The organism is Zunongwangia sp. HGR-M22 (assembly GCF_027594425.1).
Taxonomy (GTDB): Bacteria; Bacteroidota; Bacteroidia; order Flavobacteriales; family Flavobacteriaceae; genus Zunongwangia.
Window position 1 is genome coordinate 2624776 of record NZ_CP115159.1, and the last position, 15586, is coordinate 2640361.

Below are 15586 nucleotides of genomic sequence, written 5' to 3' on the forward strand. Positions count from 1 at the left end.
TTTCCTGCTATTGTTCACAGTTCAACTTAGTGCTCAGCAGGATTCACTTTCCGTAGAAAATTCCAGGACTATACAACCTATTTCAGAATCTAAAAATTTTGAAAGAGAAAAGGATTACAAACCTTATAATGCCCTTGCTCCTGCAAAAGCGGCTTTCTATTCTGCAATACTTCCAGGTTTAGGCCAAATTTATAATGGTCAAATCTGGAAAGTTCCTATAGCTTATGCTGCAATAGGAATTCCTGTTTATTTATACATAGATAATAACAAACAATATAATCGTTATAGGACAGCTTACAAACAACGATTAGCAGGAAAAGAAGACGAATTTGCTGGAAGAATTTCAGATGAGGGCTTAAGGAATGCACAAGAATTATATCAGAGAAACAAAGAGCTCTCACTATTATTTGCTGTAGGGCTTTATGCTCTTAATATTATTGATGCCAATGTAAGCGCACACTTACAGCAGTTTAATGTAAATGAAGACTTAAGTTTTAAACCGAATTATAAACTCGATGAATTCACCGGAAAGTCTAATTATGGTTTTTCTTTGAATTATAAATTTTAAGCATGAAAATAGCACTATTAGGATACGGAAGAATGGGAAAGGCAATAGAAAGTATTGCTTTAGATCGTGGACATGAAATTGTAGTGAAAATCGATGAAGATATAGAAAATTATAGTCTGGCAGAAATGGATATCGATGTGGCTATCGATTTTAGCATTCCAGATGCCGCTTTCAACAACATTACCAGTTGCTTTAAAGCAGGTATTCCTGTGGTATCAGGAACAACAGGCTGGTTAGATAAATATGATAAAGCTGTTGAAATTTGTAACGAACATAAATCGGGATTTATTTACGCAAGTAATTTTTCTTTAGGAGTTAATATTTTCTTTGAATTAAATAAGAAATTGGCCTCCTTAATGAAGAATTTAGATGAATATGGTGTCGAAATTGAAGAAATACACCATACTAAAAAATTAGACGCTCCAAGCGGAACTGCAATTAGTCTGGCCAATCACATTATTGAGACCAACGACAGAAAAGAAAATTGGAGTTTAGAATCTGCCAAAGAAAATGAAATTCCAATTCTCGCGAAACGAATTGATGATATCCCTGGAACTCATACCGTAAGTTACACTTCAAAAATTGACGATATTGAAATTATCCATACAGCACATTCTCGTGAAGGATTTGCAAAGGGAGCAGTGATCGCAGCTGAATGGATTAAGGATAGAAAAGGAGAATACAGCATGAAAGATGTACTTTCTACTTTACTATAATAAATAAATTAACAATTAGTCCAATACTATAAACTGGCTTTTATCGTAACAAATTACGTTAGAGTTAGACTAACAGGGAAATATTAAAATATGACATTTACAGAGTGGTTTATTTTCTTTTTGGTTGTACAGGTGATACATTTCGCCGGAACCTGGAAGTTGTATCAAAAAGCAGGAAGACAATCCTGGGAAGCATTAATACCAGTTTATAATGCTGTAATCCTAATGAAAATAATCAACCGTCCTTGGTGGTGGGTGATTTTGCTTTTTATACCTATCGTAAACCTTATTATGTTTCCCGTAATTTGGGTTGAAACGCTAAGGAGCTTCGGAAAAAACAGTGTAACTGATACGTTTTTAGCTATATTTACACTTGGTTTCTATATTTATTATATTAACTATACACAAGAGGTTACTTACATCCACGACAGAGATTTAAAACCACGAACAACTATAGGAGAATGGGTGAGCTCTATTTTGTTCGCTGTCGTTGCAGCCACTATTGTACATGGCTATTTTATGCAGCCCTTTACTATTCCTACTTCTTCTCTAGAAAAAACGCTGTTAGTTGGTGATTATCTTTTTGTAAGCAAATTTCATTATGGAGCACGAGTGCCGCAAACGCCTATCGCGTTCCCTATGGTTCATGATACTATTCCTGTATTAGGAGTAAAATCTTACGCAACCGAGCCACAAATACCTTATCTAAGATTACCAGGTTTCGAAGAGGTTAAGAAGAACGATATTGTAGTATTTAACTGGCCTGTAGATACTGTTAATGCTTTTCAGCAATATGGTGATGGTAAATATTATTACAAACCGATTGATAAAAAATCAAACTATGTAAAACGTTGTGTTGCTACCGCAGGTGATTCTTTAGAAATAATTGAAGGAAAAGTATTTATAAACGGAGAGCAACTTGAACTTTCAGAAAGGGCTAAGCCACAATATTCGTATACCGGAACAACAGATGGACATCAATTAACACCGCAGTACATGTACAAAATGTACGATGTAACCGATGGTTTTGGGTTTAATCCAAACACCAACGAATTTGGAATATCTGCTTTATCTGAAGAATCGGCCGAGAGATTAAGAAATAATCCATTTATAAAGACACTCGAAAGACGAGTATATCCTGAAGATCAAAAATCGGCTAGCCTTTTTCCGAACGATAAAAAAAGAAGATATAACCTGGATTATTTTGGCCCAATTTATATTCCAGAGGAAGGAAAAACCGTAGAGATAACCCCAGAGTCGTTACCATTTTATCGCAGAATTATCGAGGTTTACGAAGGAACCGAAATGGGATTAAAAAATACTATTACACAAAATGGCACTCAAATTCTTTTAAACGGGCAGCCATTCGATTCGTATACTTTTAAGCAAGATTATTACTGGATGATGGGCGACAATCGTCACAATAGTGAAGATAGCCGCAGTTGGGGTTATGTTCCTTATAATCACGTAGTAGGTAAACCAGTATTTATTTGGTTTAGTAAAGACAAATATGCCTCTGGATTTTTAGATGGCATACGCTGGGATCGCATGTTTACAACCGTTAAAGGTAATGGCACTCCTGTTTCCTATCTACCCTATTTCTTAATTTTAGTATTAATAATAGTGGCTTTTAATTACTTTAAAAAACGTAGAAACTCAGATTCTTAAAAAATGAGTACTGTTCTAATACATCCGGCCTATTTTGGGCCGGTTTCCCAATATGCCGTAATTTCTCAATACGAGAATATTATCTTTGAAAATGAAGATAATTATCAAAAGCAAACGTATCGCAATCGAATGTACATTTACGATGCCAATGGAAAATTGTTACTAAATATTCCGATAAAACATAGAACGTCTATCGAGAAGAATCAATCAAACGACCATCAGAGTTATAAAAAAGTTTTAATTGATAATTCTTTCGAATGGCAAAAGCAACACTGGCGTGCACTTAAAGCGTCATATCAAACCTCTCCTTTCTTTGAATTTTACGAAGACGAACTACTTCCATTATATGAAAATAGATATGATTATTTAATGGAGTTTAATTATCACTGTCAAAATTTTGCTTTTGACGCTCTAGGGATTGAACCTGAAATTATTAAAACTAAAGAATATTTTAGTAATCCGAAGGAAATGGATAACGGCAGACATCTCATCACAGCTAAGAAAAACTTTAATTTTGAATCGCAACGCTACGCCCAGGTATTTGAACCAAAACATGGTTTTATAAATAACCTCAGTATTCTAGATTTAATTTTCAATCTTGGTCCGCAGAGCTTGGAATTTCTTGAAAATCAGAAATTGCCCGACATTAATTTTTGAAAGAAAATGTTGTTAATATTGGATAATGATCTGAATATGGCACTTTGATTCTTTCATAAGATTTAATTTCAAAAACAGTATCCAAAAGATGAAAATCGATTCTTAATGGGAAGTAGTTTAAATTATAAGTACTACTAAACCCACCTCCTTTTTTTACATAAGAATCTTGAAAACGACCATTTCTCACATGAGCATACGTATGTGAAAAAGCAGTGTTATTGAAATCTCCACTAATGATTATAGGATAACGAACATCTTTAAAAGATCGTTCAACTCTTTCTGCCTGTCTTTGTTGACGAACAAATCCACCTGAAATGTTTTTGACTACTTTTTTAGATTCCTGTTTATGCTTCAAATTATTAACATCCTGAATATCTTCTGTTACTTTTAAACTCTGAAAATGAATATTATAAAGTCTTACAGTATCCTTATCAATTACGACATCAGAAAATATAGCATTATTATTTTCTCCTGTAAAATCGTCAACATTAAAATCTATAGATTCTTTAGAAAGTAAAGGAAATTTAGAAAATATAGCCTGACCAAATGAAGAATTATCAGTTCGATATTTTATAAATTGATAAGGATATTTTGCTTCTAAATATTCATTTTTGTAATACTCTTCGATAGTTAATATGTCAGGATTTTTTTCTTCAATTACGGCATTAATTTTTTCGGTAATATTTTCTTCATCTGTCCATTTAGACTTGTTAAACATGCGAACATTATAATTCATTATAGAGTAATCACCCGTGGGGTTATTCTCTTTATAAGGCCATTGATAAAACTTAGAAGCAAAGCCAAAACCTACTATCATAATTATTAGCGATAGCAGCATTTGCCTTTTCATCCTTATTAACCAATATAGAAAGAAAACTAAATTAGCCATTATTAAAATAGGAACACCCAGCGTTAAAACCGAAATTAAAGGATAACTTTTAGGTGGAATATAGGGTAAAAAATAGGCTATAATAAGCCCAATAGCTAATAAAGAATTTAGAAAAAAAATAAACTTATCAAACCATGATAATTTCTTCATTTAATCATCTTTGCCGGCCTGAAAGAGAAAGTCTTTTTCGGCTTTTGTTAAACTTTCGTATCCGCTTTTACTTATCTTATCCAAAATAGCATCAATTTCCTGCTGCTTTTCAGACTTGGACATCGTATTAGATTTATGTCTAGAAGAATTTGAAGTTGCTGACTTTTTTTTGCTGACATTCTTATGAACAGTCTTCATCCGAGCTTTCTTCTCTTTCTTTTTAAACAAACTTGCTACTGCATCCATAATGTTTTCCCACCACGCACCAATATCATTTCCTTTATGCAACTGCGTGGTATAAAGATAACCTAATGCAGCTCCACCCAAATGAGCTAAATGTCCGCCTGCATTTCCCATAGGAATTTGTATCACATCCAGAGCGACAAGGAAAGCAGCTAACCACCAAAATTTAATATTTCCTATAATCATTAATCTAATATACATATTGGGAGCTTGCGTAGCCACGCCAATAAGAACAGCCATTACTCCCGCAGAAGCGCCAACCAAATAAGATTTACCACCAGCAAATGCAGGAAACAAATTATAACTCAGCATAAAAACTAACGCTCCAATAAGCACTCCTAAAAAATAATAATTGAGCAATCTTTTAGGACTAAAAAAGTTTAAAAAATACATTCCTGAAAAATACAGGATCAACATATTGGATAGTAAATGCCAAATACCACCATGCAGAAAAGAATAAGTTATAATAGTCCAAGGCTTTAGAATAAACTCAGCCGGATCTGATGGCAAAACAAACCAATTATAAAAAGATTGGAAGCCAGGAATATTAAATAATGTGAAGATGGTATTTAATAATCCAAATAATAGAAATGCAATCACATTTGCAGCAATAAGCTTTTCTGTAACCGAAGCTGTATTTATTTTATACCTTATCTTATCAGATGTTTTCATTTAATCCCATCGGTTTTGGTTGAACTGATTTTTCTTCCAGTACCACATTGTGATAAATCCAATGATTGCACCACCTATATGAGCCCAATAAGCCGTATTGGAAGGACCAAACAAAGTTTGACCAGTAACTGCCGAGTAAACATTTAAAAGAAAATATCCGCCAATTAAGTATTTTGCTTTTATGGGAACTGGGATAAACATGATGTATAATGGCAAATTGGGAAAAATAACTGCAAAAGCTGCCATAACACCAAAAATTGCTCCCGATGCACCAACCATAGGAACCATAAAAGAACTCGCCAAATCGTTTACCAATGCATTGCCTCCGTTATACATCATTCCATAGGCTTTCCCATCAAATTGATTGAGTAAATCGTTAATCTGAGCTACGGTAGCACCATTTTCAATTAGCGCATTGTAGGCCGAATTAAAGTCGAGATAGGCAAATAAAATCTGAAGTCCTGCAGCTCCTAACCCTGCTGAAAAATAAAGGAATAAAAATCGATTTTGACCGATGCTTTGCTCCAAGAAACTCCCAAAGATATAAAGACCAAACATATTGAAAAATATGTGAGATATCCCGCCATGCATAAACATATGCGTTATAATTTGCCAAAAATGAAAATTTTGATTTTCAGGAAACCATAGGGCAAATAACTCGTAAGCTTTTTCACCAATAAGCTGGCTGCCTATAAAAAATAAAATATTAGCAACTAAGATTACTTTTACAGATTCTGAAATTCTTCCCATTTAGGTAAACTTTTTATCCAATTCATCAACAGTTAACGTAACAAACACAGATCTGTTAAAAGGACTAACACCTGGTTCTTTACACGCAAACAATCGATTTACAATATGCTGTTGTTCTGTACTATTTAATAACGTACCCGATTTAACCGCCATACCTTTTGCTAAGGATTTTGCCAGCAAATCGGTTTGTGAAAATCCATTATCGGGCACTTCATTTTCAAAGTCAGACAATAACTGTTCTAGTAACATCCCCACTTCGCTTTCACTTATTAAGGTGGGTATGCCTGTAATCTCTACGATTTCGCTGTCAATATTAGAAAAAATAAAACCAGTTTGTTCTAAAGATTCCTTAATTTCTTTCAGCATTTCAATTTCATGCGTATTAAATTGCAATTCTAAAGGAAACAGTAGCTGTTGACTTACAGCAGCAGCGATCGTAATATTTTTTAAAAGCTCTTCGTAAAGTATTCTAGTATGAGCGCGGTTTTGATCGATAACTAAAATTCCGCTTTTTAAAGTAGAAACTATATATTTCTTCTGAAGTTGAAAAGTACCTGCCTCCGGTTCTGAATGATTTTCGTCGAACAGTTTTCCAGTGACTTCTTCGCTTTCAAATTCAACCTGATTAAAATGATTTTGATCAGGTTCTGTACCTGTATCTAATCCTGAATATAAGCTCTCCCAGGATTGTCTAGACTCTCTTTTGAAACTAGTATTTTTTCCTGATCGTATTGAAGCCGTATTAAATTCATTTTCGAAAGGATTAAAATTGCGATCTACTTCAATCTTAGGAACTTCAGCTTGTTTGTTTTTATAATCATAGGGCGTATCTAAGTTTGCATCGCGATCAAAATCCAACACCGGAGCTACGCTAAACTGCCCCAAACTATGTTTTATAGCACTCCTTAGCATCGCATAAAGCGCATGCTCATCATCAAACTTAATTTCAGTCTTTGTTGGATGTATATTTATATCAATACTTTTAGGATTTACATCCAAATAAAGAAAATAGCTGGGATAGGTTTTTTCTTTCAGTAAACCTTCAAATGCCGCAGAAACTGCATGGTTAAGATATGGGCTCTTTATAAATCTATTATTAACAAAGAAGAACTGTTCACCCCTACTCCGCTTAGCAAATTCCGGTTTACCAACAAAACCTGAAATTTTTACAATTTCAGTATCCTCCTCTACCGGGACCAATTTTTCATTGGTCTTAGCGCCAAATATATTTGTTATTCGCTGCCTGTGATTAGTTGATGGCAACTGAAAAAGTTCCGCTCCATTATGAAAAAGAGAAAATGAAATAGAAGGATGTGCCATTGCAACACGTTGAAATTCGTCAATAATATGGCGTAATTCCACCGCATCAGATTTTAAAAAATTTCTTCGTGCAGGAATATTATAAAAAAGATTCTTTACACATAGCGAAGTTCCCTTAGGTGTCACACAAGGTTCTTGAGAAGTTACTTTGCTTCCTTCAATTTTAATGCAAGTTCCAACTTCTTCGTCTTCTGGTTTGGTTTTAAGTTCTACGTGTGCAATTGCTGCAATCGAGGCTAAAGCTTCGCCCCTAAATCCTTTAGTATTTAAACTAAAAAGATCTTCAGCAGATTTAATTTTGGAAGTTGCATGTCTCTCAAAACACATACGAGCATCGGTAAGGCTCATTCCACCACCATCATCCACTACCTGAATTAGGGTTTTACCTGCGTCTTTTATTACAACCTGAATATTTTGCGCATGAGCATCTATAGCGTTCTCCAGCAATTCTTTAATAACAGAAGCTGGTCGCTGTACTACCTCTCCCGCTGCTATTTGATTGGCAACGTGATCTGGTAAAAGTTGTATTATATCACTCATTTAACGAGGATTCGAGAAGATAGACAAATCAAAATCTATAATCCATAAAAAAATAAATATGAGAATTAAAGCAACGTAAATTACACGTCGGTTAATTTCACGATTGCCTCGATTTCGGCTAGATTCTCGGTCTCTAGACCATTGTGCGCCAAAATCGATATCATTTGTGATCTCTCTATATTTATTAAATTTCGAATCAAAATCGTAAATATTACCCACTTTTTTACCCTGATAGTAACGAGGTGTGTAGTTGTAGCGGGTATTTTTTTTTGTTTTTAAAAAATTGACTCTCAAAATTATTGCTTTAACTGTGGTACATCAAATTTAATCAAAAGCTTTCTAAAATAGAAGAGCTCTTTTGTGAAATATAGAAAAGCAATAATAATGCCGCTTTAAAAGCGGCATTTAGATTATAATTTTGCGCTACCTAAGATTATTAAAATCTGGCTTCTTTTCTTAATTGTGCCATTTTTATGGCAGCTATGGCAGCTTCGGTTCCTTTGTTACCATGCTTTCCACCAGAACGATCTAGCGCTTGTTGCATATTATTATCTGTAAGTACACAGAAAATTACAGGCGTATCACTATTCACATTTAACTGGGTAATACCGTTTGAAACGCCTTGGCACACAAAATCGAAATGCTTTGTTTCTCCCTGGATCACGCTACCAATTGCAATAATACCATCCAGCATATCATAAGTTTCCTGCATTTTCTTACAGCCATAAGTTAATTCGAAACTTCCTGGTACATTCCAGCGAACTATTTTCTTTTCTAGTACACCATGTTCTTTTAATGTTTCAAAAGCTCCCTGAAATAAACCTTCAGTTACTTTTTCATTCCATTCTGAAACAACAATCCCAAACCGAAATTCTTTCGCGTTTGGGATTGTAGATTTATCGTATTCCGATAGATTATTTCCTTCGGTTGCCATATATGTATTTACTTCGTTGCCTGAGCCTGACCTTTAAAGACTGGAGCTTGCTCTGCCTCTGTAGACTCTGGATATTCATTTTCCAATTTATTCAGATATTCTAAAGCATCTTCAGCATTTCCTAATTCTAATGCCGTAACAGCTGCTTTCAATAAAAATTTAGGCGTCGTAAAGCTATTAGATCTCATATTAGCAGCTTTCACATAATAATCCAAAGCTTCTTCTGGCTGATCTAATTGCATAAATGCATCACCAATACCACCAGTTGCAAGTGGAGCAAGAACTTCGTCATCACTACTAAAATCTTCTAGATGCTCTATAGCTTCCTGATATTTACCTGTATAAAGATAAGCGAAACCAGCATTATAAGAAGCGATATTAGCACTTGGCGTTCCACCGTAGTTATCGATAATATCAAGAAAACCGTATTTACCTTCACCTCCGTTTAAAGCAAGATTATAAAGTGAATCACTTTCAGAAGCTCCTGCACTCATAGCTGCCTGCATATAATTTTGTGCCTGTGCCATCTCGTTAGCGGCTTCAGCTTTCTTAGGCTCTTGTATCCATTGTTCATAACCAAGGTAACCAAGAACAGCTACGATAACAACACCTAAAACTATATAAATATATTTTTGGTTTTCAGCTACCCATGTTTCTGTACGGCTAGCGCCTTCATCTAAAGTGTTAAAAACTTCTTCGGTAGTAGATTCTCCATCTACATACTCGTTTTCATTTCCTTCTTCAACGTCCTGGATTTTCTCCTTTGGTGATTTATATCCTCTTTTCTTATAAGTTGCCATAAGATATTTTTAATGCGTGGCAAAAATATAATATTTTGTGAAAATTAAAAGGGAATTTATTTGTATTTTTTCAATATTTTCAGCTCTTTCGCTTTGGATACGCAACCTAAAACCCAAAAGCTTAAAAATACTGAATTCCAACACTTTATGCATTTAAAACACCTATCTATTTTAAATTACAAGAATCTGGAATCTACTTCTTTTGATTTTGACCCTAAAATTAACTGCATGGTGGGACATAACGGTGTGGGCAAAACGAATGTTTTAGACAGTATTTATCATCTTGCTTTTGGAAAAAGTTATTTTAATCCAATTACAAGTCAGAATATAAATCACGATGCCGATTTTTTTGTAGTCGATGGAACTTTTGAAAAAAACAATCAAGACGAACAAATATTGGTGAGCGCAAAGCGCGGACAAAAAAAAGTTATAAAAAGAAACCAAAAGCCTTACGAAAAAGTAAGTGAGCATATTGGTTTTATACCGGCAGTGATTATTTCTCCGGCAGATCGCGACCTTATAATAGAAGGTAGTGAAACGCGCAGAAAGTTTATGGATGGTGTGATCTCGCAAAGTGACAACATCTATCTTAACAACTTGATAAATTACAGCAAAGTTGTATCGCAGCGAAATTCACTCTTAAAATATTTTGCTGCTAACCATACTTTTGATCGGGAAACCTTAGAAGTTTATAATCTGCAGCTTAATGATTTGGGCACAAAATTGCATAAAAAACGTTTAGATTTTTTAGATGAATTTGTGCCAATCTTCAATAAAAGATATGCAGACATTACCAATAATCAAGAACCGGTAAGTATTCAGTATAAAAGTCAGCTTTCCGAGAAATCACTTTCTCAACTTCTGGAAGATCAACTTCAAAAAGATATGGTATTGCAATATACCAGCGTAGGAACGCATAAAGATGATCTAAGCTTTGAAATTGAAGGTCATCCTATTAAAAAATTTGGTTCGCAAGGACAGCAAAAATCGTTTTTAGTCGCTCTCAAGTTGGCACAATTCGATTTTATAAAAAAAATAAGCGGGGTTAATCCAATCTTATTATTAGATGATATCTTTGACAAATTAGACGAACAACGTGTAGCTCACATTGTGGCTTTGGTGGCAACCAATCAATTAGGACAAATTTTTATAAGCGATACCCACGCCGATAGAACCGAGAAAGTCGTAAAAGAAAGTAATCAAACCTATAAAATCTTCAAATTGTGAAAAATAGAGGACTCATCTTTTTTGTATTCAGTTTATTTCTTTTAAGTTGTAGTAAGCAAAATCCTAAGGAGCAAATACAATATCTAGAAGGCTATTGGGAAATTGACAAAGTGAAAGTTAGTGAAGATTCTACGATCACCTATAAGGTAAATCAAAATGTAGATTACTTAGAAATTGAAGGTAGAACAGGACAACGCACAAAGGTTCGACCTCAAATGGATGGTTCGTTTAAGACCAGTAATTCCGCAGAAAAATTAGAGTTAAAAATTGAAGAAGATAGTCTTAGAATTTATTACAAAACATCTTACGATAGCTGGAAAGAAACGGTGCTAAATGCTTCTAACGATCAATTGGTAATAAAAAACGACCAGGATAAAATCTATCACTATAAAAAATACACCCCAATAAGTATCGAAACCAATGAAGAGAAATAACGAAAATCTAAGTATAGGCGACGTTCTAAAAGATTTTGTAGAAAAAAATAATCTGGAAAAAGGATTAGACAAAGTTCATGTTCGCGATGCATGGAATAAACAAATGGGACCGGCAATCCAGAAATATACCACGGCGATCAAACTCCAAGACACTACATTATTTGTACAGCTAAGCTCTTCGGTATTGCGAGAAGAATTAAGCTACGGAAAAGAAAAAATCGTAAAAATGCTTAATGAAGAGTTGGGGAAAAAATTAATCGAAAAGTTGGTGCTTCGGTAATAGTACTTTCAAAAAGAAACATAAAAAAAAGCTATCCAAATTGGATAGCTTTTTTATTTATAGTCAAAAAGTTCTTAGAACATTTCTCTTCCTGCAAAATGAAAAGACCCCTCGATAGCAGCGTTCTCGTCGCTATCACTACCGTGAACTGCATTTTCTCCTACAGAAGAAGCATATTTTTTTCTAATAGTTCCTTCAGCAGCATCCTCAGGATTTGTAGCACCAATTAAAGTTCTAAAATCTTCTACTGCATTTTCTTTTTCTAGGATTGCAGCAACTATTGGTCCTCTTGTCATAAATTCTACCAATTCTCCAAAGAACGGACGTTCTTTATGAACCGCGTAAAAAGTCTCTGCATCTGCCTTCGTCATTTGCGTTAACTTCATGGCTACGATTCTAAAACCTGAAGCATTGATCTGATCTAAAATTGCACCAATATGCCCTTTTTCTACAGCATCAGGCTTAAGCATGGTGAAAGTTCTGTTTCCTGCCATTTTCTTTTATTTAAATTTTCAGCAAAAGTAACCAATTCTCCTGCAAATACAAGGTTATTAAAACTTTATATCAACTTTCTAAAAATAGAGTTGAAATTTTGTTGAAAATGAAATTTCAGCATTCAACCATCAACAAACAAATAACTGATTTTCAGTAAAAAACTAATGAATTACAATGATTAGAGTTATTAATCGACGAAGCAACCATCAATCAATAAATTGAAAATCACAGTAAATCCTTTTCAAAAATTTTGAAATCGATTGAAAATTGAACTAGTCAAAATATATGAATTGATACTGAAAATAAACGGGTGATTTTCCTTCAATACAATTAATCAATTGAAAATCGCAAAATTTTAAGCATTTTTGTTCTTTCACTTGCAAAAAGCTTCATACTTAAATTGTATAGCAAAAAAGAGTATTGCAATTGGAACAGGAAGAATGAAGATTCTTAAAGAGGATTAAATTGTATATTTACAATTCTTATGATAGAACAAAATATTTTAGAGATTACGGCGGAGTTGTCCAGAGCTAATAATATAGTTATTGTTCCGCACAAAGGACCCGATGGTGATGCTATAGGAAGCACCCTGGCTTTAATGCATTTCTTAAAAGAAAAGGGGCATAATGCTAAAGTTATCGCTCCTAACGAGTATCCAATTTTTTTAAAATGGTTACCGGGCAATGATGAGGTTATAATTTACGAAGAAAATACAGCTGATGCCAACAGCATTATCGAGGACGCTGAAATTATTTTCACGTTGGATTTTAATGACCTTTCCCGTTGTGGTGATATGCAACAAGCATTAGAGGCCAGTAAGGCAACGTTTATAATGATCGACCACCATCAGGAACCTGCAACTTATGCCGATTATACCTATAGTAATCCTAAAATGAGTTCTACCTGCGAGATGGTCTATCATTTTATAGATAAACTGCGCGCTAAAAATAAGATCACTCCACAGATTGCCAGTTGTTTGTACACCGGTATTATGACAGATACAGGATCTTTTAGATTTAGCAGTACCAGTGCAACCACTCATCGCGTAATAGCCGATCTTATTGATAAGGGCGCAAAAAACAGTGATATCCATCAAGATGTATTTGATACAAATTCTGAAAGCCGCCTGCAATTATTAGGTGTCGCACTTAATAATTTAAAAGTTAACCGACAGTACAGAACGGCCTATATAACCATGAGCCAGGAAGAGTTAGATGCCAATAATTTTAGAAAAGGTGATACAGAAGGCTTTGTTAATTACGGTTTATCTTTAGATGGAATTATTTTTGCAGCTATTTTTATAGAAAATAAACAGGAAGGAATTATTAAAATATCATTCAGATCTAAAGGTAATTTTTCGGTAAATACATTTGCCAGAACTCATTTTAATGGTGGTGGACATAACAACGCGGCCGGCGGCAGAAGCGACGAAAATATGAATGACACCATCGTTAAATTTAATAGTTTGCTTCCAGATTATAAAGAACAACTTCAGGCATGAAAAAATTATTCTTTATTTTTTTAATTATTTCCGCAGTGATTTCCTGTAAATCTCCAGAAGCACGTTATCCTGTGAGTCAGAATTCAGGGAGCTATATAAACGAATCTGTTGCGTACAACAAAAAATTGTTGGCAGAAGAAGAATCTAAAATTAAAAAAATAATTGCACAAGATAGCACCAAAAACTATATCGCAAGCACCAGCGGATTCTGGTACTTTTATAATGAAAAGGTAATGGATTCAGTTTCCTCTATTCGACCTGAATTTGGGGACGTAGTGAATTTTGATTATTACATAAGTACGCTGGATAACCAGATGATTTATGAAAAAGGAGAAAAACCTACCAAGGAGTACGCAGTAGATCAGGAAAAATTATTTAGTGGCTTAAGAGATGGTATCAAATTAATGAAAGCAGGCGAAACGGTCACCTTTTTATTCCCGTCTTACAAAGCTTTTGGATACTATGGAGATAAAAATAAAATAGGCATCAATATACCTATTAAAACTACTGTAACATTACATTCTATTATAGATCAAGACTCTATAAATTAAAAATCTTAATTACATTTACCTCTAAAATTAAAATTATTAAAATGAAGAAATTTAGCCTTTTAGTTTTAAGCGCTATTGTACTGGTTTTTACAGCCTGTAAGGAAGATTACCCAGATTTAGAAGATGGTATGTATGCCAAATTCGACACCTCAATGGGTCCCATTGTAGCCGAATTATATTATGACCAAACTCCTATTACTGTTGCTAGTTTTGTCTCTCTAGCCGAAGGAAACAGCACAATGGTAGATAGTACCTACAAAGATAAAAATTTTTACGACGGACTTATTTTCCATAGAATTATTGATGGTTTTATGATTCAGGGAGGTGATCCTACCGGTACAGGACGTGGCGGCCCGGGTTATCGTTTTCCAGACGAAACTATCGATAGCTTAAGCCACGATTCTAAAGGAATACTTTCTATGGCCAACGCTGGCCCAGGAACCAATGGCAGCCAGTTTTTTATAACGCTTGTACCTACTCCAAATTTAGATGGAAGACATACTGTTTTCGGGAAAGTAGTTAAAGGGCAAGATGTAGTAGATGCAATAGGAAAAGTAGAGACAGATCCAAGAGACCGCCCGGTAAAAGATGTCACTATTAATACTGTTGAAATTATACGAAAAGGAAAAGCTGCCAGAAAGTTTGATGCACCTGAAGTTTTTAAAGAAGAGCTTGAAAAAATAAAACAAGCTGAAGAAGAGGAAGCAAGAAAACTTGAAGAAACTAAAAAGGAAAATAAAGCGATGTTCGATAAATATCGCGAAGAAGCTAAAACACTAGAAAGTGGTTTAGGAATTTATATTTTGAAAGAAGGGAACGGTCCAAAACCTAAAATAGGACAACAAGTAGGTGTAGATTATGAAGGTTACTTTTTGGATGGTGGTATTTTTGACACTAGCAAAGAAGATATAGCAAAAAAGTTTGATATTTTCAACGAAATGCGAAGTATGCAGGGTGGTTACGCACCTTTAAGCCTTAAGTATGGCCCAGATTCCCCAATGATTGCAGGATTTAAAGAGGGAATAATGCAAATGAAAGTTGGCGATAAAGCAATATTATACATTCCTAGTCATCTTGCTTACGGTGAGCGTGGTAAACGACCAATCGAACCTAACACCGATTTAATTTTTGTCGTAGAACTAGTTGAGATTAAAGACTAATAATTCAACTGATAAAACAAAAAAATCCTGC

18 protein-coding genes are annotated in these 15586 nt (G+C 34.4%); 10 read left to right on the top strand and 8 right to left on the bottom strand.

What is annotated here, in order from left to right; genetic code table 11:
- Positions 1-10 precede the first annotated feature (10 nt).
- From PBT91_RS11560 to PBT91_RS11575, 4 genes are all read left to right on the top strand, one after another.
- Positions 11-568, top strand: a complete 558-nt coding sequence (locus PBT91_RS11560) for a DUF5683 domain-containing protein (protein ID WP_270058617.1) — start codon at positions 11-13, stop codon at positions 566-568.
- A gap of 2 nt (positions 569-570) precedes the next feature.
- Positions 571-1284 (top strand): 4-hydroxy-tetrahydrodipicolinate reductase, encoded by a 714-nt coding sequence (dapB, locus tag PBT91_RS11565; RefSeq protein ID WP_270058618.1) that lies wholly within the window; start codon positions 571-573, stop codon positions 1282-1284.
- 90 nt (positions 1285-1374) lie between these two features.
- The gene (gene lepB, locus PBT91_RS11570; protein WP_270058619.1) at positions 1375-2952 is read left to right on the top strand and encodes a signal peptidase I; all 1578 of its coding nucleotides are present in this window, start codon (positions 1375-1377) and stop codon (positions 2950-2952) included.
- A 3-nt stretch (positions 2953-2955) separates the two neighbouring features.
- Positions 2956-3609, top strand: a complete 654-nt coding sequence (locus PBT91_RS11575) for a WbqC family protein (RefSeq protein ID WP_270058620.1) — start codon at positions 2956-2958, stop codon at positions 3607-3609.
- Here the strand turns inward: PBT91_RS11575 and PBT91_RS11580 are convergent.
- The 7 genes from PBT91_RS11580 to PBT91_RS11610 all read right to left on the bottom strand — a co-directional run bounded on the left by PBT91_RS11580 (position 3599) and on the right by PBT91_RS11610 (position 9907).
- On the bottom strand, positions 3599-4648 hold the full coding sequence (locus tag PBT91_RS11580; protein ID WP_270058621.1) for an endonuclease/exonuclease/phosphatase family protein: 1050 nt from the start codon (positions 4646-4648) through the stop codon (positions 3599-3601). The genes PBT91_RS11575 and PBT91_RS11580 overlap by 11 nt on opposite strands.
- Positions 4649-5563, bottom strand: a complete 915-nt coding sequence (locus PBT91_RS11585; RefSeq protein ID WP_270058622.1) for a rhomboid family intramembrane serine protease — start codon at positions 5561-5563, stop codon at positions 4649-4651.
- Positions 5564-6313, bottom strand: a complete 750-nt coding sequence (locus PBT91_RS11590; protein WP_270058623.1) for a rhomboid family intramembrane serine protease — start codon at positions 6311-6313, stop codon at positions 5564-5566.
- On the bottom strand, positions 6314-8173 hold the full coding sequence (gene mutL / locus PBT91_RS11595) for a DNA mismatch repair endonuclease MutL (RefSeq protein ID WP_270058624.1): 1860 nt from the start codon (positions 8171-8173) through the stop codon (positions 6314-6316).
- Positions 8174-8467 carry a hypothetical protein gene (locus PBT91_RS11600; RefSeq protein ID WP_270058625.1) on the bottom strand — a complete coding sequence of 98 codons (294 nt, stop codon included), beginning with the start codon at positions 8465-8467 and terminating at the stop codon, positions 8174-8176. It lies immediately after the preceding gene.
- Between the two features lie 142 nt (positions 8468-8609).
- Positions 8610-9107: a 6,7-dimethyl-8-ribityllumazine synthase gene (gene ribH / locus PBT91_RS11605; protein ID WP_270058626.1), complete on the bottom strand. Its 498-nt coding sequence runs from the start codon at positions 9105-9107 to the stop codon at positions 8610-8612.
- Positions 9108-9115: 8 nt separating this feature from the next.
- Positions 9116-9907: a tetratricopeptide repeat protein gene (locus tag PBT91_RS11610; RefSeq protein ID WP_270058627.1), complete on the bottom strand. Its 792-nt coding sequence runs from the start codon at positions 9905-9907 to the stop codon at positions 9116-9118.
- Positions 9908-10054: 147 nt separating this feature from the next.
- Here PBT91_RS11610 and recF point away from each other — a divergent pair, with 147 nt between their 5' ends.
- From recF to PBT91_RS11625, 3 genes are read left to right on the top strand one after another with little or no spacing between them, the layout of a single operon-like run.
- Positions 10055-11134, top strand: coding sequence for a DNA replication/repair protein RecF (gene recF, locus PBT91_RS11615; RefSeq protein ID WP_270058628.1), 1080 nt, complete (start codon positions 10055-10057; stop codon positions 11132-11134).
- The gene (locus tag PBT91_RS11620) at positions 11131-11568 is read left to right on the top strand and encodes a lipocalin family protein (protein WP_270058629.1); all 438 of its coding nucleotides are present in this window, start codon (positions 11131-11133) and stop codon (positions 11566-11568) included. Before recF ends, PBT91_RS11620 begins: the two co-directional genes overlap by 4 nt.
- Complete coding sequence (locus tag PBT91_RS11625) at positions 11555-11848, top strand: DUF721 domain-containing protein (protein ID WP_270058630.1); 294 nt, start codon at positions 11555-11557, stop codon at positions 11846-11848. The genes PBT91_RS11620 and PBT91_RS11625 overlap by 14 nt, the downstream gene beginning before the upstream one ends.
- A 74-nt stretch (positions 11849-11922) precedes the next feature.
- On the opposite strand, the gene PBT91_RS11630 is transcribed toward PBT91_RS11625, so the two are convergent.
- Complete coding sequence (locus tag PBT91_RS11630) at positions 11923-12342, bottom strand: nucleoside-diphosphate kinase (protein ID WP_270058631.1); 420 nt, start codon at positions 12340-12342, stop codon at positions 11923-11925.
- 485 nt (positions 12343-12827) lie between these two features.
- On the opposite strand from PBT91_RS11630, the gene PBT91_RS11635 reads away from it, so the two are divergent.
- From PBT91_RS11635 to PBT91_RS11645, 3 genes are read left to right on the top strand one after another with little or no spacing between them, the layout of a single operon-like run.
- Positions 12828-13844, top strand: coding sequence for a DHH family phosphoesterase (locus PBT91_RS11635; protein WP_270058632.1), 1017 nt, complete (start codon positions 12828-12830; stop codon positions 13842-13844).
- Entirely contained in the window at positions 13841-14395 is a 555-nt protein-coding gene (gene gldI / locus PBT91_RS11640) for a gliding motility-associated peptidyl-prolyl isomerase GldI (RefSeq protein WP_270058633.1), read from the top strand. Before PBT91_RS11635 ends, gldI begins: the two co-directional genes overlap by 4 nt.
- Positions 14396-14436: 41 nt before the next feature.
- Positions 14437-15555 carry a peptidylprolyl isomerase gene (locus PBT91_RS11645; RefSeq protein WP_270058634.1) on the top strand — a complete coding sequence of 373 codons (1119 nt, stop codon included), beginning with the start codon at positions 14437-14439 and terminating at the stop codon, positions 15553-15555.
- Positions 15556-15586: the final 31 nt, after the last annotated feature.

Coding starts and splice junctions, on each gene's coding strand:
- PBT91_RS11635 (WP_270058632.1), top strand. CDS start 12,828: ATGATAGAACAAAATATTTTAGAGATTACGGCGGAGTTGTCCAGAGCT.
- gldI (WP_270058633.1), top strand. CDS start 13,841: ATGAAAAAATTATTCTTTATTTTTTTAATTATTTCCGCAGTGATTTCC.
- PBT91_RS11590 (WP_270058623.1), bottom strand. CDS start 6,313: ATGGGAAGAATTTCAGAATCTGTAAAAGTAATCTTAGTTGCTAATATT.
- PBT91_RS11630 (WP_270058631.1), bottom strand. CDS start 12,342: ATGGCAGGAAACAGAACTTTCACCATGCTTAAGCCTGATGCTGTAGAA.
- recF (WP_270058628.1), top strand. CDS start 10,055: ATGCATTTAAAACACCTATCTATTTTAAATTACAAGAATCTGGAATCT.
- PBT91_RS11575 (WP_270058620.1), top strand. CDS start 2,956: ATGAGTACTGTTCTAATACATCCGGCCTATTTTGGGCCGGTTTCCCAA.
- PBT91_RS11625 (WP_270058630.1), top strand. CDS start 11,555: ATGAAGAGAAATAACGAAAATCTAAGTATAGGCGACGTTCTAAAAGAT.
- PBT91_RS11610 (WP_270058627.1), bottom strand. CDS start 9,907: ATGGCAACTTATAAGAAAAGAGGATATAAATCACCAAAGGAGAAAATC.
- PBT91_RS11580 (WP_270058621.1), bottom strand. CDS start 4,648: ATGAAGAAATTATCATGGTTTGATAAGTTTATTTTTTTTCTAAATTCT.
- ribH (WP_270058626.1), bottom strand. CDS start 9,107: ATGGCAACCGAAGGAAATAATCTATCGGAATACGATAAATCTACAATC.
- dapB (WP_270058618.1), top strand. CDS start 571: ATGAAAATAGCACTATTAGGATACGGAAGAATGGGAAAGGCAATAGAA.
- mutL (WP_270058624.1), bottom strand. CDS start 8,173: ATGAGTGATATAATACAACTTTTACCAGATCACGTTGCCAATCAAATA.
- lepB (WP_270058619.1), top strand. CDS start 1,375: ATGACATTTACAGAGTGGTTTATTTTCTTTTTGGTTGTACAGGTGATA.
- PBT91_RS11645 (WP_270058634.1), top strand. CDS start 14,437: ATGAAGAAATTTAGCCTTTTAGTTTTAAGCGCTATTGTACTGGTTTTT.
- PBT91_RS11585 (WP_270058622.1), bottom strand. CDS start 5,563: ATGAAAACATCTGATAAGATAAGGTATAAAATAAATACAGCTTCGGTT.